The sequence below is a fragment of the Paracoccus cavernae genome (assembly GCF_042430175.1).
In the GTDB taxonomy this organism is placed as follows: domain Bacteria; phylum Pseudomonadota; class Alphaproteobacteria; order Rhodobacterales; family Rhodobacteraceae; genus Paracoccus; species Paracoccus cavernae.
Genome location: NZ_JBHMDZ010000003.1, coordinates 45,992 through 64,935 on the forward strand (window position 1 = coordinate 45,992; position 18,944 = coordinate 64,935).

At 61.5% G+C, this 18,944-nt stretch carries 18 protein-coding genes; 4 read left to right on the top strand and 14 right to left on the bottom strand.

Translation table 11 applies throughout. The features are described 5' to 3' along the window. Positions 1-3: 3 nt before the first annotated feature. Positions 4-1,383, bottom strand: a complete 1,380-nt coding sequence (locus ACFFUC_RS05345; protein WP_377684251.1) for a metal-dependent hydrolase family protein — start codon at positions 1,381-1,383, stop codon at positions 4-6. Between the two features lie 12 nt (positions 1,384-1,395). Here ACFFUC_RS05345 and ACFFUC_RS05350 point away from each other — a divergent pair, with 12 nt between their 5' ends. After that, a complete protein-coding gene (locus ACFFUC_RS05350) occupies positions 1,396-1,659 on the top strand; it encodes a hypothetical protein (RefSeq protein WP_377684253.1) in 264 nt (87 codons plus the stop codon). Between the two features lie 190 nt (positions 1,660-1,849). On the opposite strand, the gene ACFFUC_RS05355 is transcribed toward ACFFUC_RS05350, so the two are convergent. From ACFFUC_RS05355 to ACFFUC_RS05385, 7 genes are all read right to left on the bottom strand, one after another. After that, on the bottom strand, positions 1,850-1,981 hold the full coding sequence (locus ACFFUC_RS05355) for a putative transporter small subunit (protein ID WP_377684255.1): 132 nt from the start codon (positions 1,979-1,981) through the stop codon (positions 1,850-1,852). After that, positions 1,978-3,639: a sodium:solute symporter family transporter gene (locus ACFFUC_RS05360; protein WP_377684257.1), complete on the bottom strand. Its 1,662-nt coding sequence runs from the start codon at positions 3,637-3,639 to the stop codon at positions 1,978-1,980. The genes ACFFUC_RS05355 and ACFFUC_RS05360 overlap by 4 nt, the downstream gene beginning before the upstream one ends. 897 nt (positions 3,640-4,536) lie before the next feature. Next, positions 4,537-5,232: a YoaK family protein gene (locus ACFFUC_RS05365; RefSeq protein ID WP_377684259.1), complete on the bottom strand. Its 696-nt coding sequence runs from the start codon at positions 5,230-5,232 to the stop codon at positions 4,537-4,539. An 891-nt stretch (positions 5,233-6,123) separates the two neighbouring features. Then, the gene (locus ACFFUC_RS05370) at positions 6,124-6,285 is read right to left on the bottom strand and encodes a hypothetical protein (protein ID WP_377684261.1); all 162 of its coding nucleotides are present in this window, start codon (positions 6,283-6,285) and stop codon (positions 6,124-6,126) included. A 653-nt stretch (positions 6,286-6,938) separates the two neighbouring features. Then, positions 6,939-7,394 carry a hypothetical protein gene (locus tag ACFFUC_RS05375; protein ID WP_377684263.1) on the bottom strand — a complete coding sequence of 152 codons (456 nt, stop codon included), beginning with the start codon at positions 7,392-7,394 and terminating at the stop codon, positions 6,939-6,941. Between the two features lie 2 nt (positions 7,395-7,396). Then, entirely contained in the window at positions 7,397-8,119 is a 723-nt protein-coding gene (locus ACFFUC_RS05380) for a peptidoglycan recognition protein family protein (protein WP_377684265.1), read from the bottom strand. A 685-nt stretch (positions 8,120-8,804) separates the two neighbouring features. Next, complete coding sequence (locus ACFFUC_RS05385) at positions 8,805-8,927, bottom strand: hypothetical protein (protein ID WP_377684267.1); 123 nt, start codon at positions 8,925-8,927, stop codon at positions 8,805-8,807. Between the two features lie 159 nt (positions 8,928-9,086). On the opposite strand from ACFFUC_RS05385, the gene ACFFUC_RS05390 reads away from it, so the two are divergent. After that, positions 9,087-9,221 (top strand): hypothetical protein, encoded by a 135-nt coding sequence (locus tag ACFFUC_RS05390; RefSeq protein WP_377684268.1) that lies wholly within the window; start codon positions 9,087-9,089, stop codon positions 9,219-9,221. 281 nt (positions 9,222-9,502) lie between these two features. Next, entirely contained in the window at positions 9,503-9,925 is a 423-nt protein-coding gene (locus tag ACFFUC_RS05395) for a hypothetical protein (RefSeq protein ID WP_377684270.1), read from the top strand. A 209-nt stretch (positions 9,926-10,134) separates the two neighbouring features. Here the strand turns inward: ACFFUC_RS05395 and ACFFUC_RS05400 are convergent, their stop codons facing one another. From ACFFUC_RS05400 to ACFFUC_RS05410, 3 genes are all read right to left on the bottom strand, one after another. Next, positions 10,135-10,419: a hypothetical protein gene (locus ACFFUC_RS05400; protein ID WP_377684272.1), complete on the bottom strand. Its 285-nt coding sequence runs from the start codon at positions 10,417-10,419 to the stop codon at positions 10,135-10,137. A 332-nt stretch (positions 10,420-10,751) separates the two neighbouring features. Next, on the bottom strand, positions 10,752-11,471 hold the full coding sequence (locus tag ACFFUC_RS05405; RefSeq protein ID WP_377684273.1) for a hypothetical protein: 720 nt from the start codon (positions 11,469-11,471) through the stop codon (positions 10,752-10,754). 484 nt (positions 11,472-11,955) lie between these two features. Then, a complete protein-coding gene (locus ACFFUC_RS05410; protein WP_377684275.1) occupies positions 11,956-12,168 on the bottom strand; it encodes a hypothetical protein in 213 nt (70 codons plus the stop codon). 191 nt (positions 12,169-12,359) lie between these two features. Between ACFFUC_RS05410 and ACFFUC_RS05415 the strand changes: the two genes are divergently transcribed. Further along, positions 12,360-12,566: a hypothetical protein gene (locus ACFFUC_RS05415; protein WP_377684277.1), complete on the top strand. Its 207-nt coding sequence runs from the start codon at positions 12,360-12,362 to the stop codon at positions 12,564-12,566. 347 nt (positions 12,567-12,913) lie between these two features. Here the strand turns inward: ACFFUC_RS05415 and ACFFUC_RS05420 are convergent, their stop codons facing one another. From ACFFUC_RS05420 to ACFFUC_RS05430, 3 genes are all read right to left on the bottom strand, one after another. Continuing rightward, positions 12,914-13,210, bottom strand: coding sequence for a hypothetical protein (locus ACFFUC_RS05420; RefSeq protein WP_377684279.1), 297 nt, complete (start codon positions 13,208-13,210; stop codon positions 12,914-12,916). Positions 13,211-13,549: 339 nt separating this feature from the next. Continuing rightward, a complete protein-coding gene (locus tag ACFFUC_RS05425) occupies positions 13,550-14,269 on the bottom strand; it encodes a hypothetical protein (protein WP_377684281.1) in 720 nt (239 codons plus the stop codon). A 2,398-nt stretch (positions 14,270-16,667) separates the two neighbouring features. Continuing rightward, positions 16,668-18,719, bottom strand: a complete 2,052-nt coding sequence (locus tag ACFFUC_RS05430; RefSeq protein WP_377684283.1) for a phage tail protein — start codon at positions 18,717-18,719, stop codon at positions 16,668-16,670. Positions 18,720-18,944 lie beyond the last annotated feature (225 nt).

Sequence of the window (18,944 nt, forward strand, 5' to 3'; positions counted from 1 at the left end):
TCCTCACAGGTTGTTCTTGAAGATGCGGCCGCCCTTCATGATGAGCCGCAGGTTGCCGGTGTCCGAAAGCCAATCGAGACTAGTCTCGGGGTCGCCATCGATCACCAGAAGATCAGCCAAGGCCCCCTCAGCAATGACACCAAGGCGCCCTTCGTAGGGCGCACGCCCGCCCGATAGTGCCAGTAGATCCCCCGCCGCACCGGTTGAGCGATGAAGTGCAGCCAGAGGTGACATGAAATGCGCAAGCTTGACTAATTGGCGCCCCTGACTTTCACCGCCGCCATAAAGAATATCCGTACCGAACGCCCAGTTCACCTGATGCTTATCGGCCCAGTCAAATGCGCGTTTGGTGCCCTCCGCGACTTCCTTTTGTGCTGCAATCGCCTTGGGGTCGCTATAGCGGTTGGCATCTTCGTCAGCGAGGAAGGGCTGGATCGACCACCAGGTCCCCGTGTCGGCCATCATCCGCACGGTATCCTCGTCAGCCAGTTGCCCATGCTCGATCGACTTCACGCCTGCCGCAATGCAACGGCGAATACCGGGCGAGGTATAGACGTGGGCGCAAACGTAAGTTCCCCAATCACTCGCCGCATCGACCGCAGCACGCATCTCGTCTTCGGTGAACTGCAGCGATTCCAGCGGGTCATATTGAGAGGCGACCCCGCCCCCCGCCGTTATCTTGATCTGGCTTGCCCCCTTCATCAGCTGCTCACGCGTGCGGCGCAACACATCAGGCACGCCATCGGCAATCGTCGAGACACCCGCCTTGGTGGCATAGTCAGCTTGATCGACCGGCATCATAGGAAGGCTGTTCTGCAGGCGGAAATCGCCGTGACCCGAGGTCTGCGAGATGATTGCGCCTGCCGGAAAAATACGCGGCCCGACAGTAACGCCGCGATCGATAGCAGCTTGCAAACCGAAGGCGGGGCCACCGACATCGCGTACCGTGGTAAAACCGCGCATCAACGTCGCACCCGCCTCTTTGCCAGCCATGAGATGGACGAAGCCAATATCCTGCGTCATTGCCGCAATCTGGCTGATTGCCGCCAAAGTCGTGTGCCAATGGGTGTCGATCAGACCCGGAATGACGGTGCGCCCGCCACAATCAATATGCTCGACATCTTCAGGACCCTGCCCCGTCGAGAGAAAAGCGGAAATGCGCCCATCTTCTATCAAGATGTCTGCGCCCCGATGAAGGCTAAGCGTGTGGCCGTCAAAGTAGTTGAGATTGGTTAGCAGGATCGGTCGGTCGGCACCTTGTGCCCGCGCCTCATTCGGAGCCAGCCCAAACCCTGCGAACATGCCGACCACCGCCGACATCCCTCCCAACATTTGCCGCCGGGAAATATCCGCCTCGATCCGACGCATCGCAGCTAGCGTCATGGGACTGCTGCAGTGACAAAAGTACTGTCGCCCGCCCTCGGTGATCGTCTCAAAACAGGTCTGGCACATGCCCGCCCCTTTCAAAAAATCATGCTAAACGTCTTAATATTCAATCAAATCAATATCGCAGGTTTACGAAAATGGAATGGAAAAACAAACAAAACGACATTTATCCTTGAGGCCAGCCCCCAAAAGGAAACGAACGCAGGCCGCAACCCGAGCCCCGTGTTGGCGGCAGTCCAACAGGCTCTCGACCAAGCCGTATCGCAGTCGTGAGTTGCGCGCAGCATCGCTTTACTGCTTGGCCGCATAGCGCTTTTAAGTGAAGGATTGTTAGGCTCGCCCACTTAGGTGTAAAACTTTCGGTCGACCAGCTTACCGCTTTTCTTGGGAGATATGGCGATAATACATTAGGCGGGCCCCTAACCTTCAAGGAACCCGCCCGAACGCGATTCAGCTCTGTCTTCTAAATCAACGGCCGTCCGTCACGGCGAGCTTCACGCCATTCCTTGAAGAAGGCACTGACCAACACCCATAAGACAATCGCGACAATTGCCGGCCAGATCAGGACATAGATCGTTAAAAGGGTCGTGCTCATGCGATTGCCTCCTTGGTGACAGGCATTGGGTCGACATCATCGAAATGGCGGGTTTTCTCGGCGATTGTTGAGAAGTCAAAATCTTCGTCACTGTTCCACGACAATGCCACGCACAGAATCGTACTGACAGCATAAGCCAGCAGCGATGCGGTAAGCACGGGATACTGTGACAAGAACCCTATGCCGAAGGGCAAGGAGGCCAAGACAGCCGCGATGCCAACTAAGATCCCAGTTCTGCGACCGAAGAAGCCGAAAGCCATCAGACCGGCGATAACTCCGATTCCGATACAGGCCATGGCGTCGGTGACGAGGCCTATCACGCCATCCAGTGCGATCCAGCCGAAGCGGACCGGAAAGAACACGATCAGCGCCCCGAGAACGCCAGCAGAGAAGGCCCGGTTCGTGACCTTGCTCCAATAAAAACTAGCAATGACAGGAAACACCAATGCGCCCCAGATTGCTCCGACAAGAACCAGCAACTCCAGGATGTTGAACTGCTTTCCCGCCAGATAAAGCCCGATAATGGTCGCGGCGATCATGGTCAGGCGACCCACAAGCAGCATGAGATGCGGCTTGACCTCACCCGGTTTCGCAAGATTTCGGCCGTAGATATCCGTCATGACGATCGAAGACAGCGCCGCCAGATCGGAATCCGCTGTCGAAGCGAGCGAGCCGATGATCAGAATGAAGAACAGGCACAGCATTGCCGGACCAAGATAGGTCGCGGCCATCTGCGGCACGAGATTGTTCGCATTGCCGTCAAGCGGCGTGACGCCTGCATAAAGGGCCAGAACGCCCAGCATGCCGATGCCGATCACTGTGGCACCATAGCCGAAAGTGGCCGTGACGAAGGTTGCGCGGATCTTGTCTTCGCGCACCGCGAACAGGCGCTGTGCGATTGTCTGGTTGCCGATCGCATAGGCCAGAACTGCGGCGATATAGGGGGCACCTTGATTGAAGAAGGCGTCGCTCGAGAAAAAGCTCTGTTGCTGTGCAGTCAGATTGACCGCTCCTTCGGTGAACATCGCGGGCCCGCCCGCAGCAAAGAAAATCGCGGGCACGATGATGATGACAGCGGCCAACATGGCGCAGACCTGAATAAAGTCCGTCAAGATCGAGGTGCGGATGCCCGACCAGAGAGAATAGAGCAGGATGCCGCCGCCGATTATCAGGATGCCCGTACTGAAACTGAGCGGGGTCAGCATCGTGATCAGCGCACCGCCCGCAATGAAGTTCGAGGTGATGCTGAGCAGGCTGCCCAGAATGTTCGATCCTGCCAACAAGAGCTGGCTGGAACTGCCGTGGCGGGCTTGCAGGATCTCGGCCAGCGAATGTGCCTCGGGGGCCAAAGAACGGATGCGTTTTCCGAACGGATAGATGAAAAGGATCATCAAGGCGCCCCAAAGCCCGTAATGGATCGGACCAGATACGCCATATGTGTAACCCGAGGTTGCCGCCGCATAGAGCGAGGCCGCCCAGATCCAGGTCGCGGTCATGGATCCAGCCGATATCCCGAAGCCCACCTGATTGCCGGCCGTCATATAGGCATCGGCGTTCTCCTGTTTCCGCCCAATCGATAGCGAGACAAGAAACGTCAAACCGAAAAACAGAAACAAAAGCGTCAAAGTAACCGTCGTACTCAGCTGGGTAAGCTGCATCCTCGTGTCCCTCCCTTTGTCACATACCTTTCTGGGGACGCCATGGCGATCGGCGCGCAGGCACTGACCGCTCAAGTCGCCCTGTTCCCTTCACTTCCTCCCAGCAATGAAGGGCCCTCCAAGGATAGGGACATCTTTCCTCTCCGCGCAACCTTTGTAAAAAAAAATTCCCATCAAGAAACCATCCAATGCTCGGAGGGGACTATCCAGGGAGGCAATGCGAGACCTAGCTGCAGTTTGCATGCGCAGCAGGGTCGGCTTCCGGGTCATTGGCCCAGCCCGCATGCAGGGCGGATAAATGACACGTGGCGATGATCAAAGGCTTGGGCGACAAGCTCGAGCGCTAAGGCCACGGCCCTGATCTGGTGGAGGTTTAGGCATGAGCGATATGGGAAACCCATATCGCCCACCCGCTACGGCAACCGGCGCGTCACGAAAAGGCACGCCGAGACCAACGCCCTTTGCCGCGCCAGCGTGGCCGAGGGCACGCCCGCGATCCAAGACGCATGGGATCGCGTCGAGGGGCATATAGACTTCGTCTACGGGCAGGTGGCGGAGCGGGAGCGCGGCCCCAGCCATATAGGCAAAACTACCTAGGTAGAAACGCACTTAACCATTTCGACAGATGACAAAACCTATCCTTGTGCAGTAGAGAAAAGGCGTAGTGCTAAGTTTGTGTTTTTGCCGAGTTTTTGAGTAACGATCAACCAATCTGACCGGCCCGCGCATAGTTGACGCGGGCTGGTCAGCCAAAGCCTTTTCATCCCCGAACCTGTCCTGCATAAGCGCCGCAGCTCGCAAGTTCCCTACACTTCGAGCGTGGCCAGCCGTTTCAAGGTATGTGCGCCAATTGTGGCGGCTGGCCAATTCTCGGTCGAGATCCGCGTCACGGTTACTTCAGGGTCGATGAGCGCGGATCAGTTCGGGCAACGCGATCAGCAAGAGCAGTGCGGCGGTTATCAGAAACAGTCCGTGACCAATCAGCCCAAATAGCACGGCACCGAGAATTCCACCTCCCGCGAAGCAAAACAGTGTCAGGCTGTGAAGTTTGAGTTTGGGTCGAGCCTCTTGCTGAATTTCAGGACCACCGATCAAGGCGGCAAGTTCGATCCCGATATCCGTTGCCATCCCCGAGACATGGGTGGTGCGCACACGTGCCCGCGAGATCAATGTGGTGGTCGCATTCTGCAAGCCCATAATGAAGCTCAGGCCAAAGACGAGTGCGACCTCCTGCTCGGAATATGGGCGGGGCGGGATGGTGAGGGAAATTGCCATTAGCAGCACTGCCTCGACGGCGACGAGAAGGCCGTAAATGGACCGCAAGCGGCGTTTTTCTGCATGCTGAACCGCCAGGCCTGCCAGAAATGCACCCGAGACGAACGCGCCGAGCAGTCCCAAAAACGAGAGGGCCAAGGTCAGCTGGCCATTGGCGAGATGGTCGGCAAATGCCGAGACATTTCCAGTCATGTTAGCTGTGAAGGATCCAGCGGCAAGAAAGCCCACCGCATTCAGCGCCCCGGCAACTGATGACATGATACCCGCTAACGCCAGATCAATCGACTTGGTGCGTTCGTCGCCCACCCGGATCAGCATCGCGCCGCCTTCCTGATCGTTTCGCAGTCATGCTAAGTCACGTCCGAGAGGAACGTAAAGACAGGTGAGGCGAAACTAGCTAAGCGTGGCACGAAATTAGAGCAGTCCTCGCAGGTTCAGTTGTGCGCCGTTGACACCCCACAACAGATCTTGCATTGTTGCCAGAAGGATTATTGCGCCCGGACGAGAGATCGTCGCGGGCGCTTTGAGTTTCAGGGGGGTCACACAACGGCCACCACAGCATGCCCGTCATTGTTCACATCCCAGTCATAGAGATGTGCTGTCAGGTCTCTGCCCACTCTCTTGGGCCGCAGGGTGATTGAGTAGCAATCCCGCAGCCGATCAATGTGCCTTCCTGGAAGCTTTGCCACAATTTGACCGTCGTATGTGGGGAAGAACGTGATCATCAGTTCGGCAATGTGTCTGTCGTCAACTATTACCCCGTAGACACCATCCGTTGGTTGCTCTGACACTTCCTGCCCCTATCGATAATTCATCTCAGAATGAGGTCGTGCGCTCTCAGCGTCAAACCCGCAGCCCATCCGCTCGCCTCCCGAGCGGGGAGGGCGTGGCCCCGCTCCAATCGGCGCGGCCCCCTCCGAAATCACCAGAGCAGTATAAGGTTTCTTCATATTGCCCCCCCGCCGAGGCCCCGACATGGCGATCTGCAAGAAATGCGACGGGAAGGGTGCCGTGAAATCCGTTTCCCCGTCCAAGAAGGACCGCCCGTGCTTCCGGTTCGCCAGCGACGCGCGCACCTGTCCGCAGTGCTACTGGACCGGCGAGGATAGCTGAGGCCGATATGGCAAAGAAACCAACCGCCCCGCGCGGGTTGATCACCGCAAGCATCTGGATTGGCCCCGTCCGCAGCAATGCAGGCGGGGCCTTTAATTATGGGCGACCAAGCATAAGCAAGATGCGATCCACTTTCGCCTCCAGTCGGTCCAGTCGCTCGATCACTTCATCAGGCACACTTTGCTCGGTTGCTGTGCTGGCTTTGCTGCCCGCCTCATCCTGAGCTTTCGCCCTCATCCAGTCTCTGAGATCTGTCACGGGCAATTCCTTTTTAGATCCGGAATGCCAGAGCATGTGCCTTGATCGGACATGAGTCAAATGCCCGCCTCATCAATGATGCGCGGCCAAGCTGGTCACTGACGCCCCGCCGGTTCACGCCGCGCGGAGCTTTCTCTTAGGCAGCTCCCACCAGCTCCCGACGAGCCGACGACGCCAAGAAGGACGAACGGGTCATGCCGCGCGCCCTAGCGGTTTCGTCGCTCGCGCGCAGCAAGCCGCGCTCGAGCGCCAGACGCGCGCCGTTGAGCAGTGCCGATTGCAGCGCCTCTCGGCTTGGGAAGCAACTTAGACGATAAGAACGGGCGGAAAGGGTGGTGAAGTGGATCAGGTAAGGCGGGGGAAGGGTTATCCACAACTACCAGAAATCAGCTTGCAGTCACCCGAACATAAAGCGAACATCTTAGGGTTGCATGGGGGGGCCGGTAGGATGATCGAGAAGCTTTTACGCAAAGGCTATGGCGTCGAAGATATAGCTTTGGAAACGGGGCGCTCAGTGAAGCTGGTCCGAGACGTGGTCGCGATCCTACGCGAGATTGGTGAGCTCGAAGAGCTCTATCGTAGGAAATAGCCTGATCCACCCCGTCCCCGAAACGCAAAAAACCGCCCCCAGCGTGAGCCGAGGGCGGTTCTGATTATCGGCGGGGAGCGTTCAGCTTGCTACCTTGGCTCATTGTGACCTGAGCGGCAGCAGGAAGCGCTTTAGCAACCTCGGCCTGTACCATTGCGGAAATCGCCGCACCAGCTCCCTGCACTGCGCTGGCGGCCTCTTTGGTGACTTTGGAAAGGGATGCCTGCGCAAGGTTGGTTAGAACCTCTTGGTCCGCCTTGAGGCCGATCACCGCGTCAGGGACGCTCAATTGAACGTGGCCCATGATCACCGCGAGCGCGGCCTTGCCGTCCAGATTGCGGTCGAGCGCGAGGCGGGCGCCGGTCATGAGGGCAGATTGCAAAGCGGAGAGGTGCTTGGCCTCGATATCGATGCCCCATTTGCGGCGGGCGGTATTCGCGGCCCAGCCTATCAACGAGGCCAGCAGGATCCCGATGATTTCCTGAAGATGCGGCAGAAGCGCCGCTTTGATGATGTCCATGATCACTGTCCCTTGTTGAGTTTTGCCCAGGTCTGCGCACCGACGATCCCGTCGGGCTTCAGCTGCTCGAGCTTTTGAAAGATCCGCACCGCGGCATCGGTGCGCTCGCCGAAATCACCGTCGACCTTGCCGAGAACATGCCCCTGCCCCGTCAGAAGCTCTTGCAGGCGGCGGACGGCATCGCCCTTGGATCCGCGCCGCAGCACCGGCGTAAAGGCGACCGGCTCGATCGCGGGCTGGCCCATGGCCGCGAGGATCCGCGCGCGGAGCTGGTCGCCCACCGCGACCGGATCGCCGGGGGCGGCCATGCCGGGCAACCAGCTGATGTCCCATTTCCCGTTCTGCCGGATCCCGAGCGTCGGCTGGACCTCGGCATGGCTCAGCACCGTGCGCCGCGTCACGGGGATGCGGTATTTCAGGCAGAGATCGGCAACAAAGGTCACCAGCACATCCAGCTGCAGTTCGGTGATCGGGAAGCGGCCGGCGCGGAACGGGCGCTCGTTGGCATCGCCCATGGCATCGAGGGCGACGCCAATGCGGTTGCCGTTGGCGTTCAGGGTATGGGCGGCATAGGATCCCTTCCTAAGCGGCGGGATCTGCGCTTCGGGTGCATGCTTCCCCGGAGTGATGGTCCCGTCGCGGCCAATCAGGAAGTTGTAGCTGTCCGCCTCATGATGCGTCACACCGTCGGCGCCCGCCGTCCAGTGCAGGATGATTCCGTCCATGATGTCTCCGGATATGAAAAGGCCGCCGAAAGGCGGCGAGTCGTGCTAAAGTGCTTGCGGGACACCTGATGATACCCAGATGGTTCCCACCGGCCCCCAGACTCCTGTTGCGCAAATTGATTGGGGGCCGGCCCTTACGCCCGAGCCCATCGCCCCTAGGCGAAGATTTAGCTCGGGGTTCCGGCAGAACGCGTAAATGCGGCCCCCTTAGGAAGAAGTTATGCTAAGATCAGTTCAGGCTCTCGCGAATCCGAACAGATTCGCTTGATTGAGCCCCGGCTCCGGATCGGCTCGTCATTGCCAGGTTCGGGGCCGGTTACTGCTTCACCCGGACAAAATTCGTCCATTTGCCTGGAGTTGTGATAAAGTTCGCATGACTGGCCTTTCCTGGAAGTTTGGCCGAGTCACGGCCCTCACTCCACGGCGCGGGGTGAGGGCCGACTAAGCCTCCAGAAAATTCGAGAAGCAGCGCGGCGACTGGTCCGATAGGAGCCGCACTCCGCTTCCGGCGAACGATGATTCCATTGGTGATATCTCCGGATATGAAAAGCCCGCCAAAAGGCGGCAGGACGTGCTAGGGTCCTTTCGGGACGCTTTCGGAACGGAGAGCCGCGAGCGAACTCTGGCCCCCACATCCTGGTGCGCAAACCTGTGGGGGCCGGTTACCGCAAAGCTGCGACGGCAATCACGACACAACTTCCCAGAGCGCGGTTGCCAGAACATAGGCTGTTTGGGGCGTTGAGAGGCCCGCGGCCCGCGCAGCCTGAATGATCCGCTGGGTGTGCCCCAGCGTGAGATTGACGGCCATGGTTTCTCCATGAAAAAACCCCGCGCGATGGCGGGGCGTTGTGGTATGGTTGATCTGCTCGTTCTGATGACAGTCTCAGCGAGCAGACTGGCCCTGCCGACGCTGCCACACCTAGCCCGGCAGGGCCGGTCACCTCTGGCAGAGATTTCAGCGCCGCCAGTGCTTCCAGAGATCGAGATCGCATTCTTCGGGTTATCGACCGCCATCAGCAGCCAGCGCATCGCGCCCTCTGCCGTCAGCGTGACGATTGCGGCCGCGACCGGCTCGGGCACACCCAGAACCTCGGCCGTGTAATCGGTCGCGACCCAAGCCGCACCAACGGCGACGACGATCGTGGTGATCACCTTGACCGGCCCGAGCTGCGCGGTGGTCTTAATTTTTCACGATCAGCGCGATTGCGACCGCCACCCAGAACTCGGGCGAACGGAAAGAGGGTGGATCTGTCATTGCCCGTCATGCGCACATCTTCGCGCCGGCTGCTTTGAGCCAACTTTCGCCGCATCCAAATTTCGTGATGCAACTGAACCGAGCCTTCAGGGTATGACCGAATGCGAAGTATCTCAGGAGAACTCGAGATGAACCGGACAGCCAGCTTGATCCTAGCCGCAGCTTTGGGGGCAGTATCCTCCGCACCTTCCTTTGCCGACCCGGGCAATGGTCGTGGAAACGGCAAAGGAAACGGTGCGCGTCATAGCCACGACAGGGGCCCGGAACGCGATCACCGCAACCGCGCGCGCTATGTTGCTGATTGCCCACCTGGGCTGGCCAAGAAGGACCCGCCCTGCATTCCTCCCGGTCAGGTCGGAAAGCGTTATGGCACCAGAATCGGCGACACCTTGCGTATTGGCGACTATCGACTGATCCGCGACCGTGATCGCTACGATCTCGATTATCGCCGCGGGTGGGATTATTACCGCGATGACGAAAGGGTTTACCGGATCGACCGCGATACACGTAAGATTCTCGCAGTCATCAATCTGATCGACGCTTTCTTTTAAACGCCCGATCTACTGTTGGCCAGTTAGTGAAACGTGTTCGCAGCAACCACGACACAGCCGACGACAACCATCGGAAGGTAATAAGTCGTGCATTCAGCTGTCCCCGTGACGTTCACAGGGCGGCGTGATATGATGGTATTGCTCGCGTTTCTTTGTGGAACTCCCGCGAGCGGATCGGCCCCCAGTTCTTCGCGGTTTTCGGGGGCCGGTCACCTCGGCGGGCTGGTCTTGTCGTCCCAGTGGGTGACGCGGCCTTGTGCGGAGATCTGCGCATAGATCCTATCAACCGTGAGCTTGATGCTCTTGATTGCCTCGCGGGTCTCGGCGGCACCAATCGCCTGCTGATGCTGCGCCGCTTCAAGGCCACGCAATCGTTCCTCGTGCCGCAACACCTCCTTGGCGTTTGCGTTCACGCGGGCTTCCAGCCGGACCAGCCAAGCAACGAAGCCAATCGCGGCGAGGATCATGGCCCAGAATTCTCGGATTTCCGTCATTGTGTCTCCCCGGCGTCCGGCGATCGGTATTGCAATCACAGGTTGTTTCGTTATTCGTCATCCCGCCCTCCCCGGGCTGGCTGACGCAGTTCTAAATCGAACGGCGAGCACGGCAGCCATTCCTATGCGGGCGTGACACGTTGCTCGACGCTGTCGCGTCCGCACAGGAAAAACTCGATTCCAAAGAATTACTTGCTTCCCGACAAAGATGAACTTACGCCCCGTCTGCCGCCTGTGCTTGGCGCGGCTGGATCGCACACGTCCCGCGATCCATACCTGCGCGGGAGACATTGCCTGGCTGGCGCGGTCTCCCGCGGCTTTCTGCCGCGTCATCACCCCACCCATTTCAGCAGCGTTGCCAGCTGTTCCGCGTCGGGGACATGCCGCCACATCCCGAAGCGCTGTTGCCAGCCGTTCAGCGCAGCGGCTGCCCCCGTGCCCGATCCGATAAACAGGTTGGCAAAATCGGCATCGCCAGCCGCAGCGAAGCTGGCCGTCGCCCCGCCCGGCAAATGGAGGCTGACGGCCGGCCCGTCCGCGACCAGAACCGCGCCGATGGTCTCCTGCCCCGCCGGCAGATCCACATCAAGGCTGTTCGCGGCCCCGAGGATATTGGCGCGCAGATAGTTGTTGCTGTTGGTGTAGCGATAGGTCAGGCGCAGGATCGGCACGCTGCCCGCCCAGAGGTAGTGCAGATCCTGCGTCAGGGCCGCGGGTGGCAGGCGGATCCTGGTCGCGATCGCCAGCGCGGGAGCGGGGCCGATCTGGGCACCGGCCAGGCTCAGGAAGGCCTCGGGCCCATCGCCCGCCGCATTGCCCATGCGCAAGCCGTCGGCGGTATAGGTCGGGCGGCGCGCGGCATTGGCCTGAACGAACTGGCGGCCGAGCTTGCCGGTCCATGCCGAGACCTTGCCGTCGGTGATGGTCAGGTTCTCGGGACGAGCCTCCCAGAAGTCGATCGGGTTCGGGATCTCGGCCAGCAACTCGTCGATGGTCTGCTTGGGGCCGAAATGGGCGCCGGGCGCGGCGGTGAAATCGAAGTTGATACGCACGGTTATGCTCCGAGGTTCAAGGTGAAGGAAGGAACCGGGCGCTGGAGTTTGCGCGCCGGCAGGATCTTGGAGGGCTTTTGCAACGTAGTGCGCAGCAGTCCGCGATGGGCGGTGAAGCGGTTGCCCGCAATGCCGGTGACGTTCTGGACCTGCATGGCGTAGCGCAGGGCCGTCGGCGCGCCGGTGTAGGTGATGCGGGCGGTGTTGCCGCGCAGGGTCAGGGCGGTGATCGCGCCCCCGACCAGCTCGAAGCCCGCAAAGNAGTCGATCAGGAAGTTGTAGCTGTCCGCCTCATGCGGCGTCACACCGTCGGCGCCCGCCGTCCAGTGCAGGATGATTCCGTCCATGACATCTCCGGATATGAAAAAGCCCCGCTCGAAGGCGGGGCGTGCTAAGATCAACTCAGGCTCTCGCGATCCCGAACAGATTCGCTTGATCGAGCCCCGGCTCCGGATCGGCTTGCGATTGCCGGATCCGGGGCCGGTTACTGCTTCACCCGGACAAAATTCGTCCATTTGCCTGGAGTTGTGATAAAGTTAGCATGACTGGCCTTTCCTGGAAGTTTGGCCGAGTCACGGCCCTCACTCCACGGCGCGGGGTGAGGGCCGACTAAGTCTCCAGAAAATTCGGGAAGCAGCGCGGCGACTGGTCCGATAGGAGCCGCAGTCAGCTTCCAGCGCATGATGATCCTGTCCATGGGTTTCTCCAGATATGAAAAAAGCCCCGCTCGAAGGCGGGGCGGTGTGGTAGAATGAAGACGGCTCGCGCCTTCTGGGGAGGAGTCTGCCGCGGGCCCCGGCCTCTGCCCTGTCGCGCGGCTTAGCGGGGGCCGGTCAGGTGATTGCGGCCGAGGGTTGCATAGCCGCGCCACGCGGTAGAGAAGGCCGCATGCAGACCTCACATGACGACACAACCTTCACACTCGAAGGCAAGGCGTGGTCCAACGCCTACCCGCTCGAAGAGCTTCCCAAATGGCTGGCCTTCTATCGCCATCAAAAGGAAAGATTCCCCAAGTCGGGGAACACTTACGACGCCGATATTGCGGCGCTGCAGGAGCTGGCCGACAAGCTCGGGCTCCCTGACATAGATCAATGACCACGGATCTAACGAGCTCTATTCCTACACATAGCGCAACATTCCTCGGGACACGTGTCGTCGAACGAGTAACATGCTGCGCTAGGCCTTCGCTCGTGAAGACACGTGCACGCGCGCGCGAAGGCCGCTTCCACTGGCAATGGTGGGCCCGCGCAATTGCCATGTAGCGCGCTCACCGAACTAAAGTCCTGAATGCACTTGAAATGCTTCCCTCTGTTGAGGGTAAGGCGGTATAGAGATTTGGGTTCGCGCGCTTTGGCTTGTCGAGCCTCGGCCTCGTTGGTTTTTGCAAAACACACCGACGAGGCCGTTTACAGAGCAAGCGATGGAACGCGCAAACCGCTTCGTTACCGCCGCCAGTGCTTCCAGAGATCGATAGCGTTCTTCGGGTTGTCGACCGCAATCAGCAGCAAGCGCATAGCGCCCTCTGCCGTCAGCGTGACGATCGCGGCCGCGACCGGCTCGGGCACACCCAGAACGTCGGCCGTGTAATCGGTCCCGACCCAAGCCGCACCAACGGCTACGACGATCGTGGTGATCACCTTAACCGGGCCCAGTTGTGCCGTCGTCTTGATCTTCACGATCAGCGCGATCGCAACCGCCACCCAGAACTCGGGCGAACGGAATGAGGATGGATCTGTCATTGCGCCTCCTCGGCGTCCTGTTTGCGGTATTGCAGCCAGCGGTTGTTTCGCTATTCGTCACCGCGCTCTCCCCGAGCTGGCTGGCGCGGTTTGAACTCCAACGGCGAGCACAGCAGCCATTTCTGCGCTTGCGCGTGGTGCCTCCCCAGAGTGCCATGCGCATGCGCAGGAAAAACCTGCTCCAAAGGATTACTTGTTTCCCGCCATAGGCGAGTTACGCTGACCCTTGCCGCTGTCTCTGCCGAGCTGTGGCTGGCTCGAGGTTGTCCCCCGCGATCCAAGCCTGCGCGGGAGGCTTCGTCCGGCTGAGGACGCCTCCCGCGGCTTTCTGCCGTGTCATCACCCCACCCATTTCAGCAGCGTTGCCAGCTGTTCCGCATCGGGGACATGCCGCCACATTCCGAAGCGCTGTTGCCAGCCGTTCAGCGCGGCGGCCGCCCCCGTGCCCGATCCGATAAACAGGTTGGCAAAGTCGGCATTGCCGGCCGCGGCGAAGCTGGCCGTCGCCCCGCCCGGCAGATGCAGGCTGAAGGCCGGACCGTCCGCGACCAGAACCGCACCGATGGTGTCCTGCCCCGCCGGCAGATCCACATCGAGGCTGTTCGCGGCCCCGAGGATATTGGCGCGCAGATAGTTGTTGCTGGCGGTGTAGCGGTAGGTCAGGCGCAGGATCGGCGTGCTGCCCGCCCAGAGGTAGCCGAGATCACTCGCGATTGCGGCAGGAGCGAGGCGGATCCTGGTCGCGACCGCCAGAGCGGGAGCTGCGCCGATCTGGGCACCGGCCAGGCTCATGAAGGCCTCGGGGGCGTCCATCGCCGCGTTGCCCATGCGCAAGCCGTCGGCGGTATAGGTCGGGCGGCGGGCAGCATTGGCCTGAACGAACTGGCGGCCGTGCTTGCCGGTCCATGCCGAGACCTTGCCGTCGGTGACGGTCAGATACTCGGGCTTCACCTCCCAGATATCGATCGGGTTCGCGATCTCGGCCAGCAATTCGTCGATGGTTTTGACGCGCCCGAAATGGGCATCCGCCGCCGCGAGGAAGTCGAAGTTGAGGCGCATGCTATGCTCCGAGGTTCAGGGTGAAGGAGGGGATGGCGCGCTGCAGCTTGCGTGCCGGCAGGATCTTGGAGGGCTTTTGCAACGTAGTGCGCAGCAGGCCGCGATGGGCGGTGTAACGGTTGCCCGCAATGCCGGTGACGTTCTGGATCTGCATGGCATAGCTCAGGACCGTCGGTGCGCCAGTGTAGGTGATGCGGGCGGTGTTGCCGCGCAGGGTCAGGGCGGTGATCGCGCCCCCGACCAGCTCGAAGCCCGCAAAGGCGTCGATCCCTTGCCCGCCGTATTTGGCCGCATCCTCAAGAGCGAGTGCCTCATCCTCGCGCAGGCTGGCGAACTGCAGCACCAGGACGCCGCCTTCATGCGAGAGCAGGTGCGGGCGCAGGATCGACCAGCGGTGACCGGCCTCGACCTCGGCCATGGCCCAAGCACAGGTCTCCGAGGCAAGTGCCGTCGCCTCCGCGTCGGGATGGACGTTGTTGTCGGCAATCTCGTACCAATGCTGGCAGGTGCCGAGGATCGCCCCGCCCTGCTCGACAAGATCGAGCATGTCGTCGCACACCGCCCAGCCCGTGGCTCCGTCACTTGTGGTGTCGGCATCACCGCCCGGCTGGGTCAGGATGTAGCGCGGGGCGGGCAGCCCCTGCCCGCGCCAATAGGCGAGGCTCCNGACCGCCCAGCCCGTAGCCCCGTCGTTGGTGGTGTCGGCATCGCCGCTCGGTTGGGTCAGGATGTAGCGCGGGGCGGGCAAACCCTGCCCGCGCCAATAGGCGAGGCTCTCGGCCTGCAACTTCCACCACTTTTCCAGATAGTCGCCGCGCGGGCTGGTCTTGGCCGAGGTGCCGTGATCCCAAAGATGCCAGCCGGGCAAGATCGCCTTGCCGGCGGCTTCCGCCACCGCTTTCGCCTGCGCGTTCCAGTAGCTGAAATTGCTCCAGACCGTTACCTGCCCCGAGCCGGTCGCCGGATCAGCATCCATATCCTCGATCGCAATGCCGGGGATGCCGTGGCAGCTGGTGACAATCGGCACCTGCGCCAAGCCGAGATCGCGGCGATGGGCATTGAGCAGAGCGAAGGCCGGAAAGGCCATGCCGCTGGCACCGCTACCCGTCTGCGCCCGCTCGAAGCCGGTGGCGGCCTTGGTCAGGTTGTAGCCTTTCACACGCGGCCCGAGCGTATCCGTGATCGGCACCGCATCCGAGAATTGCATGCCGGCAAGCTGGAGGCAGTGATCACCGCCCAAAGCCTCGAGCATCGCGCGCGTCAGGGCCGCTGTGAACGCGCCGCCGACCGACAGGGACTGCCCGTCGACGCCGCAGATCTGCACGGCAGTCGTCGATAGCAGCCCGCCCTCGATCTGAAGCTTGGCGCGACCGCGATCCCAAAAGTCTTGCGACATATGCGCGTCAAACCCATCTTCGCGCCAGAGCACGACCGCATTGCCCGCCGCATCGCGCTCGAGCACCCGCGCATCGAGGGTTTCCGCCGTGCTCAGTGCGACATCGAGACCGGGATCCGAGAGCAGGCGCGGACCGGCATTCGCCAGCGTGGCATCATCGAGGATGACGCGCATACCCGTTTCCGACCAGCCAAGCAGGCCGTTTCCCGCACCATCCCAGAACCCCCAATGAACACCGTCGTGGTCTGCGGTTTCCATCGGCTGGGAAAGTTCAGCGCTGACGCCGGTGATCATGGCATTGGTTCCGGCGAGTGCCTGCGCGCGCGCGACCGCCTCGGCCGCAACGGCATTGGCGAGATCGGCAATCCCGACCGAGCCCGCCATGACGCGCCAGCCCGAGCCGTGGCGGGTGAGCTGGTAATAGCGCCCGCCGCCGAATTGGCCTGCAGCAAAGGCGGCACCGGCCTCGCTTTTGATGACCATGGCCGTGCCGCCATCGATCGACAGGGTTGGTTCCACCGTATTCGTGCCCGCGACATAAATCAGTACGGTCGAAGTCCCCGAGATCGCGGCAACCCCGTTGCGCTTGGCGGCCGAGGGAAGTTCCGCCGTCAGTGCGTCGGCCGTCCCGCCGATATTGGCCAGCGACATCAGGCCGGCATCGCGTGCGAGGGTCATCGTATCCACGCGGCGCACCACGCCCCAATAGGGCGCGGCGCCCGGAAACAGCGGGTCGTCGGCGTCAAGATGGGAGAGGCGATAGGTCAGCACGCCGCTTTCCATGGTGACGATCATGCCCAAGGTAGAAGGCAAACCCGCTTGACCGACGGAGGCGGCCTGTGCGCGTGATCCGAACTGCTTGCCGGAGAAGGCGAACTCGGAATTTACCTGCGCGATCATCTCGCTCATCCACTGGCGGATATCGCCTTTGGCCACGGGGCTGCCGGTCGGGTAAATCGTACCCGGGGAATTGGTCGGATTGACCATGTCTGACCTCAATAATTAAGGGATGTATTGTCCGACCAGCACCGCGGCCGATGTCTTGCCGCTGCCGTTCTCCGACTGGAGCCAGTAGCGCGCACCGCCTGCCGGCACGCTGCCGGTGATCGCCACCTCGGAGGAGGTGTCATAGCTCCAGCGCATGAAGGTCGCGTCGGCAAAGGTGGAGCCGGGCGCGCCACGCCAGAGCGAGGTGCGATAGTAGTTCGCTCCGAGATCCGGGGCGAAGATAATGGTGAAGCTGCCGCCGGCCGTGCCGCTTTGGCTGATGACGGCCGGCGCATCGGGCGGGGTGGTATTGGCAAAGACCTCGATGCCGGTCACCGTCGCATATTCTGATGCGCGCTTGCCCAAGCCGATCGTAGCCGGCCCCGTGAGGCGCGTCGTGTACCAGGCAACCTGCACATTGTACTGGCCGCGATCGGCATTCGGCAGTGAGCGCGCAACGATCTTCCCGTCACTGGGGGTCTGCTGCACCTCCAGATCAAAGCGCTGCGTGCTGCCCTCGCGCCAATACTGGCCCCCGAGATAGTAGGGACCGGTGGTGTCGTCGACCGCGAGCACCATATAGGGCGGGCCGTCATTGGTCATGACGACGAGCGAGGAAATCACCGGCGCGGCCAGAAGGGGGGCTTCATGGCTGATGGCCGGCGGTGTGCTTGGAGGATCCCCCTCCTCGGCGGCAGTCCAATTGAAGCTGGCCGGATCGGCGGCGATGAGGTTCACCGTCACCACGCCCTCGTCACCATCGGCATCGAAGGCGAAGCTGTCGACCCATGCGGGGGCGTTGCTCAGGCCGAGTTCGGGCAGATGCAGCCTGACCGTTTCCTCCTCGAGCAGGAGCAGGCCCCAGAAGCGGAGCTTGATGGTCGCGCGCCAGGACGGGTTGAGCTTTGCCAGCTTGATCTTGGCCAAGCGGCGCCCTTGCCCGTGGTGCTGCACCCACGGCACGTCCAGTTCCTTTTCCGCGCTTTCGCCATAGAGTGCGATCGCGGCAGCATCCTCCCAGGCATCGGCGGTGGTTTCCTGCCAGTCGATCTCGGGCGCGACATATTTCGGGATCAGGGTCGTGACGCGCTCGAACTCGCCGGAGCCCGGACCGATATCGAGCGCCACGATATGCTCGCCTCGGATGGTATGGTTCGGCGCGCGCCATTTACCGACCCGAAACCCGATCTTGCCTTCGGTCGTAATGTAGATCTGACCGGCCGAGGCATCCGAGATCCGGCGCGCGACATCGACCACTGGCTCGGACAACGAATAGCTGCCGCCGCCGCTATAGCGTTTGATCGTCCCGCCACCGCGCTTGGGCAAGTCGTCATCGCAATCAAGCTGAGCCTGAATGAAGGAGGCATTGTCGATATCGTCAAGCGTGAGCGGGCCGTAAAGCGGATGCGTGAAGACATCGCGCAACTGGATCGCGAGGTTGTCGGACCAGGCATAAGTACCGTCAGCGGGTCGATAGCAGCGATCGCCACGGATCAGGGCCGTGATATCGGGATCGCCACCGCTATAGACCTCGGCCACATCCTCGCCTTTGACCGCGTCGAATTCGCCGAGAATGGTACCGACACCGTCGAGACGATGCTGCGCCGTCCAGGCACCGAAGCCTGCCTGCAGCGTTGCAAAGGCACCGCCGGAGAGCTCATCGCCAAAGCCGCTGCGCCAGCGGACCGAGACCCTGCCATTGTAGGGGCTGGTCGTGACCGCCTCACCCGATCGGCTGACCAGCGTGTCGTTGAGCCAGACTTTCTCGACCCCCGTGATGCCGCCCTGCCCGACCGCAAGCAGCTTGAAGAGACGGCGCTGTCCACCGACCCGTGTCCAATCCCAAAACATCACCGTGCCGGAGGCACGCACCCGCCCCAGATGCCGGACGCGCTGTGCCGCGCTTTCGCGGGCTTCGGTCTGGATATCGCGCGGCTTCGGCCCTTTGGGGGCCGTCACCTTGGCGATGGCCGCATTCAAGGCGATGCTGGCCGCCGTTTTGAGCGCAAACGCTCCCGCCCCGCCCGCTGTCCAAACAGCGGCGAGCCACGCCCCGACTTGTGGCATCCTCTATCCCCAGATTCTCAAAGCTCTAGCGCGGACGATCCCGACGCCATGCGGCTTGCGAAAAGCCCATTTCCCGCCATGCCGGATCGCGGCGACGCGGTGTCCGGCAACCGCGATCACCCCGACATCCCCGTCACGGGCGGCGCCGCGAACCGGCAGGCAACATTCCCGGTCCAGAAACCCGACCAGATCGCCGCCGGTCAGACCGCGCATTTCCGCCTCGCT

Excerpts from the sequence above, each read along its gene's own strand:
- ACFFUC_RS05400 (WP_377684272.1), bottom strand. The coding sequence starts at position 10,419 with ATGACGGAAATCCGAGAATTCTGGGCCATGATCCTCGCCGCGATTGGC.
- ACFFUC_RS05365 (WP_377684259.1), bottom strand. The coding sequence starts at position 5,232 with ATGCTGATCCGGGTGGGCGACGAACGCACCAAGTCGATTGATCTGGCG.
- ACFFUC_RS05395 (WP_377684270.1), top strand. The coding sequence starts at position 9,503 with ATGAACCGGACAGCCAGCTTGATCCTAGCCGCAGCTTTGGGGGCAGTA.
- ACFFUC_RS05430 (WP_377684283.1), bottom strand. The coding sequence starts at position 18,719 with ATGCCACAAGTCGGGGCGTGGCTCGCCGCTGTTTGGACAGCGGGCGGG.
- ACFFUC_RS05425 (WP_377684281.1), bottom strand. The coding sequence starts at position 14,269 with ATGCGCCTCAACTTCGACTTCCTCGCGGCGGCGGATGCCCATTTCGGG.
- ACFFUC_RS05415 (WP_377684277.1), top strand. The coding sequence starts at position 12,360 with ATGCAGACCTCACATGACGACACAACCTTCACACTCGAAGGCAAGGCG.
- ACFFUC_RS05420 (WP_377684279.1), bottom strand. The coding sequence starts at position 13,210 with ATGACAGATCCATCCTCATTCCGTTCGCCCGAGTTCTGGGTGGCGGTT.
- ACFFUC_RS05355 (WP_377684255.1), bottom strand. The coding sequence starts at position 1,981 with ATGAGCACGACCCTTTTAACGATCTATGTCCTGATCTGGCCGGCAATT.
- ACFFUC_RS05380 (WP_377684265.1), bottom strand. The coding sequence starts at position 8,119 with ATGGACGGAATCATCCTGCACTGGACGGCGGGCGCCGACGGTGTGACG.
- ACFFUC_RS05375 (WP_377684263.1), bottom strand. The coding sequence starts at position 7,394 with ATGGACATCATCAAAGCGGCGCTTCTGCCGCATCTTCAGGAAATCATC.
- ACFFUC_RS05385 (WP_377684267.1), bottom strand. The coding sequence starts at position 8,927 with ATGGCCGTCAATCTCACGCTGGGGCACACCCAGCGGATCATTCAGGCT.
- ACFFUC_RS05345 (WP_377684251.1), bottom strand. The coding sequence starts at position 1,383 with ATGACGCTAGCTGCGATGCGTCGGATCGAGGCGGATATTTCCCGGCGG.
- ACFFUC_RS05410 (WP_377684275.1), bottom strand. The coding sequence starts at position 12,168 with ATGGACAGGATCATCATGCGCTGGAAGCTGACTGCGGCTCCTATCGGA.
- ACFFUC_RS05360 (WP_377684257.1), bottom strand. The coding sequence starts at position 3,639 with ATGCAGCTTACCCAGCTGAGTACGACGGTTACTTTGACGCTTTTGTTT.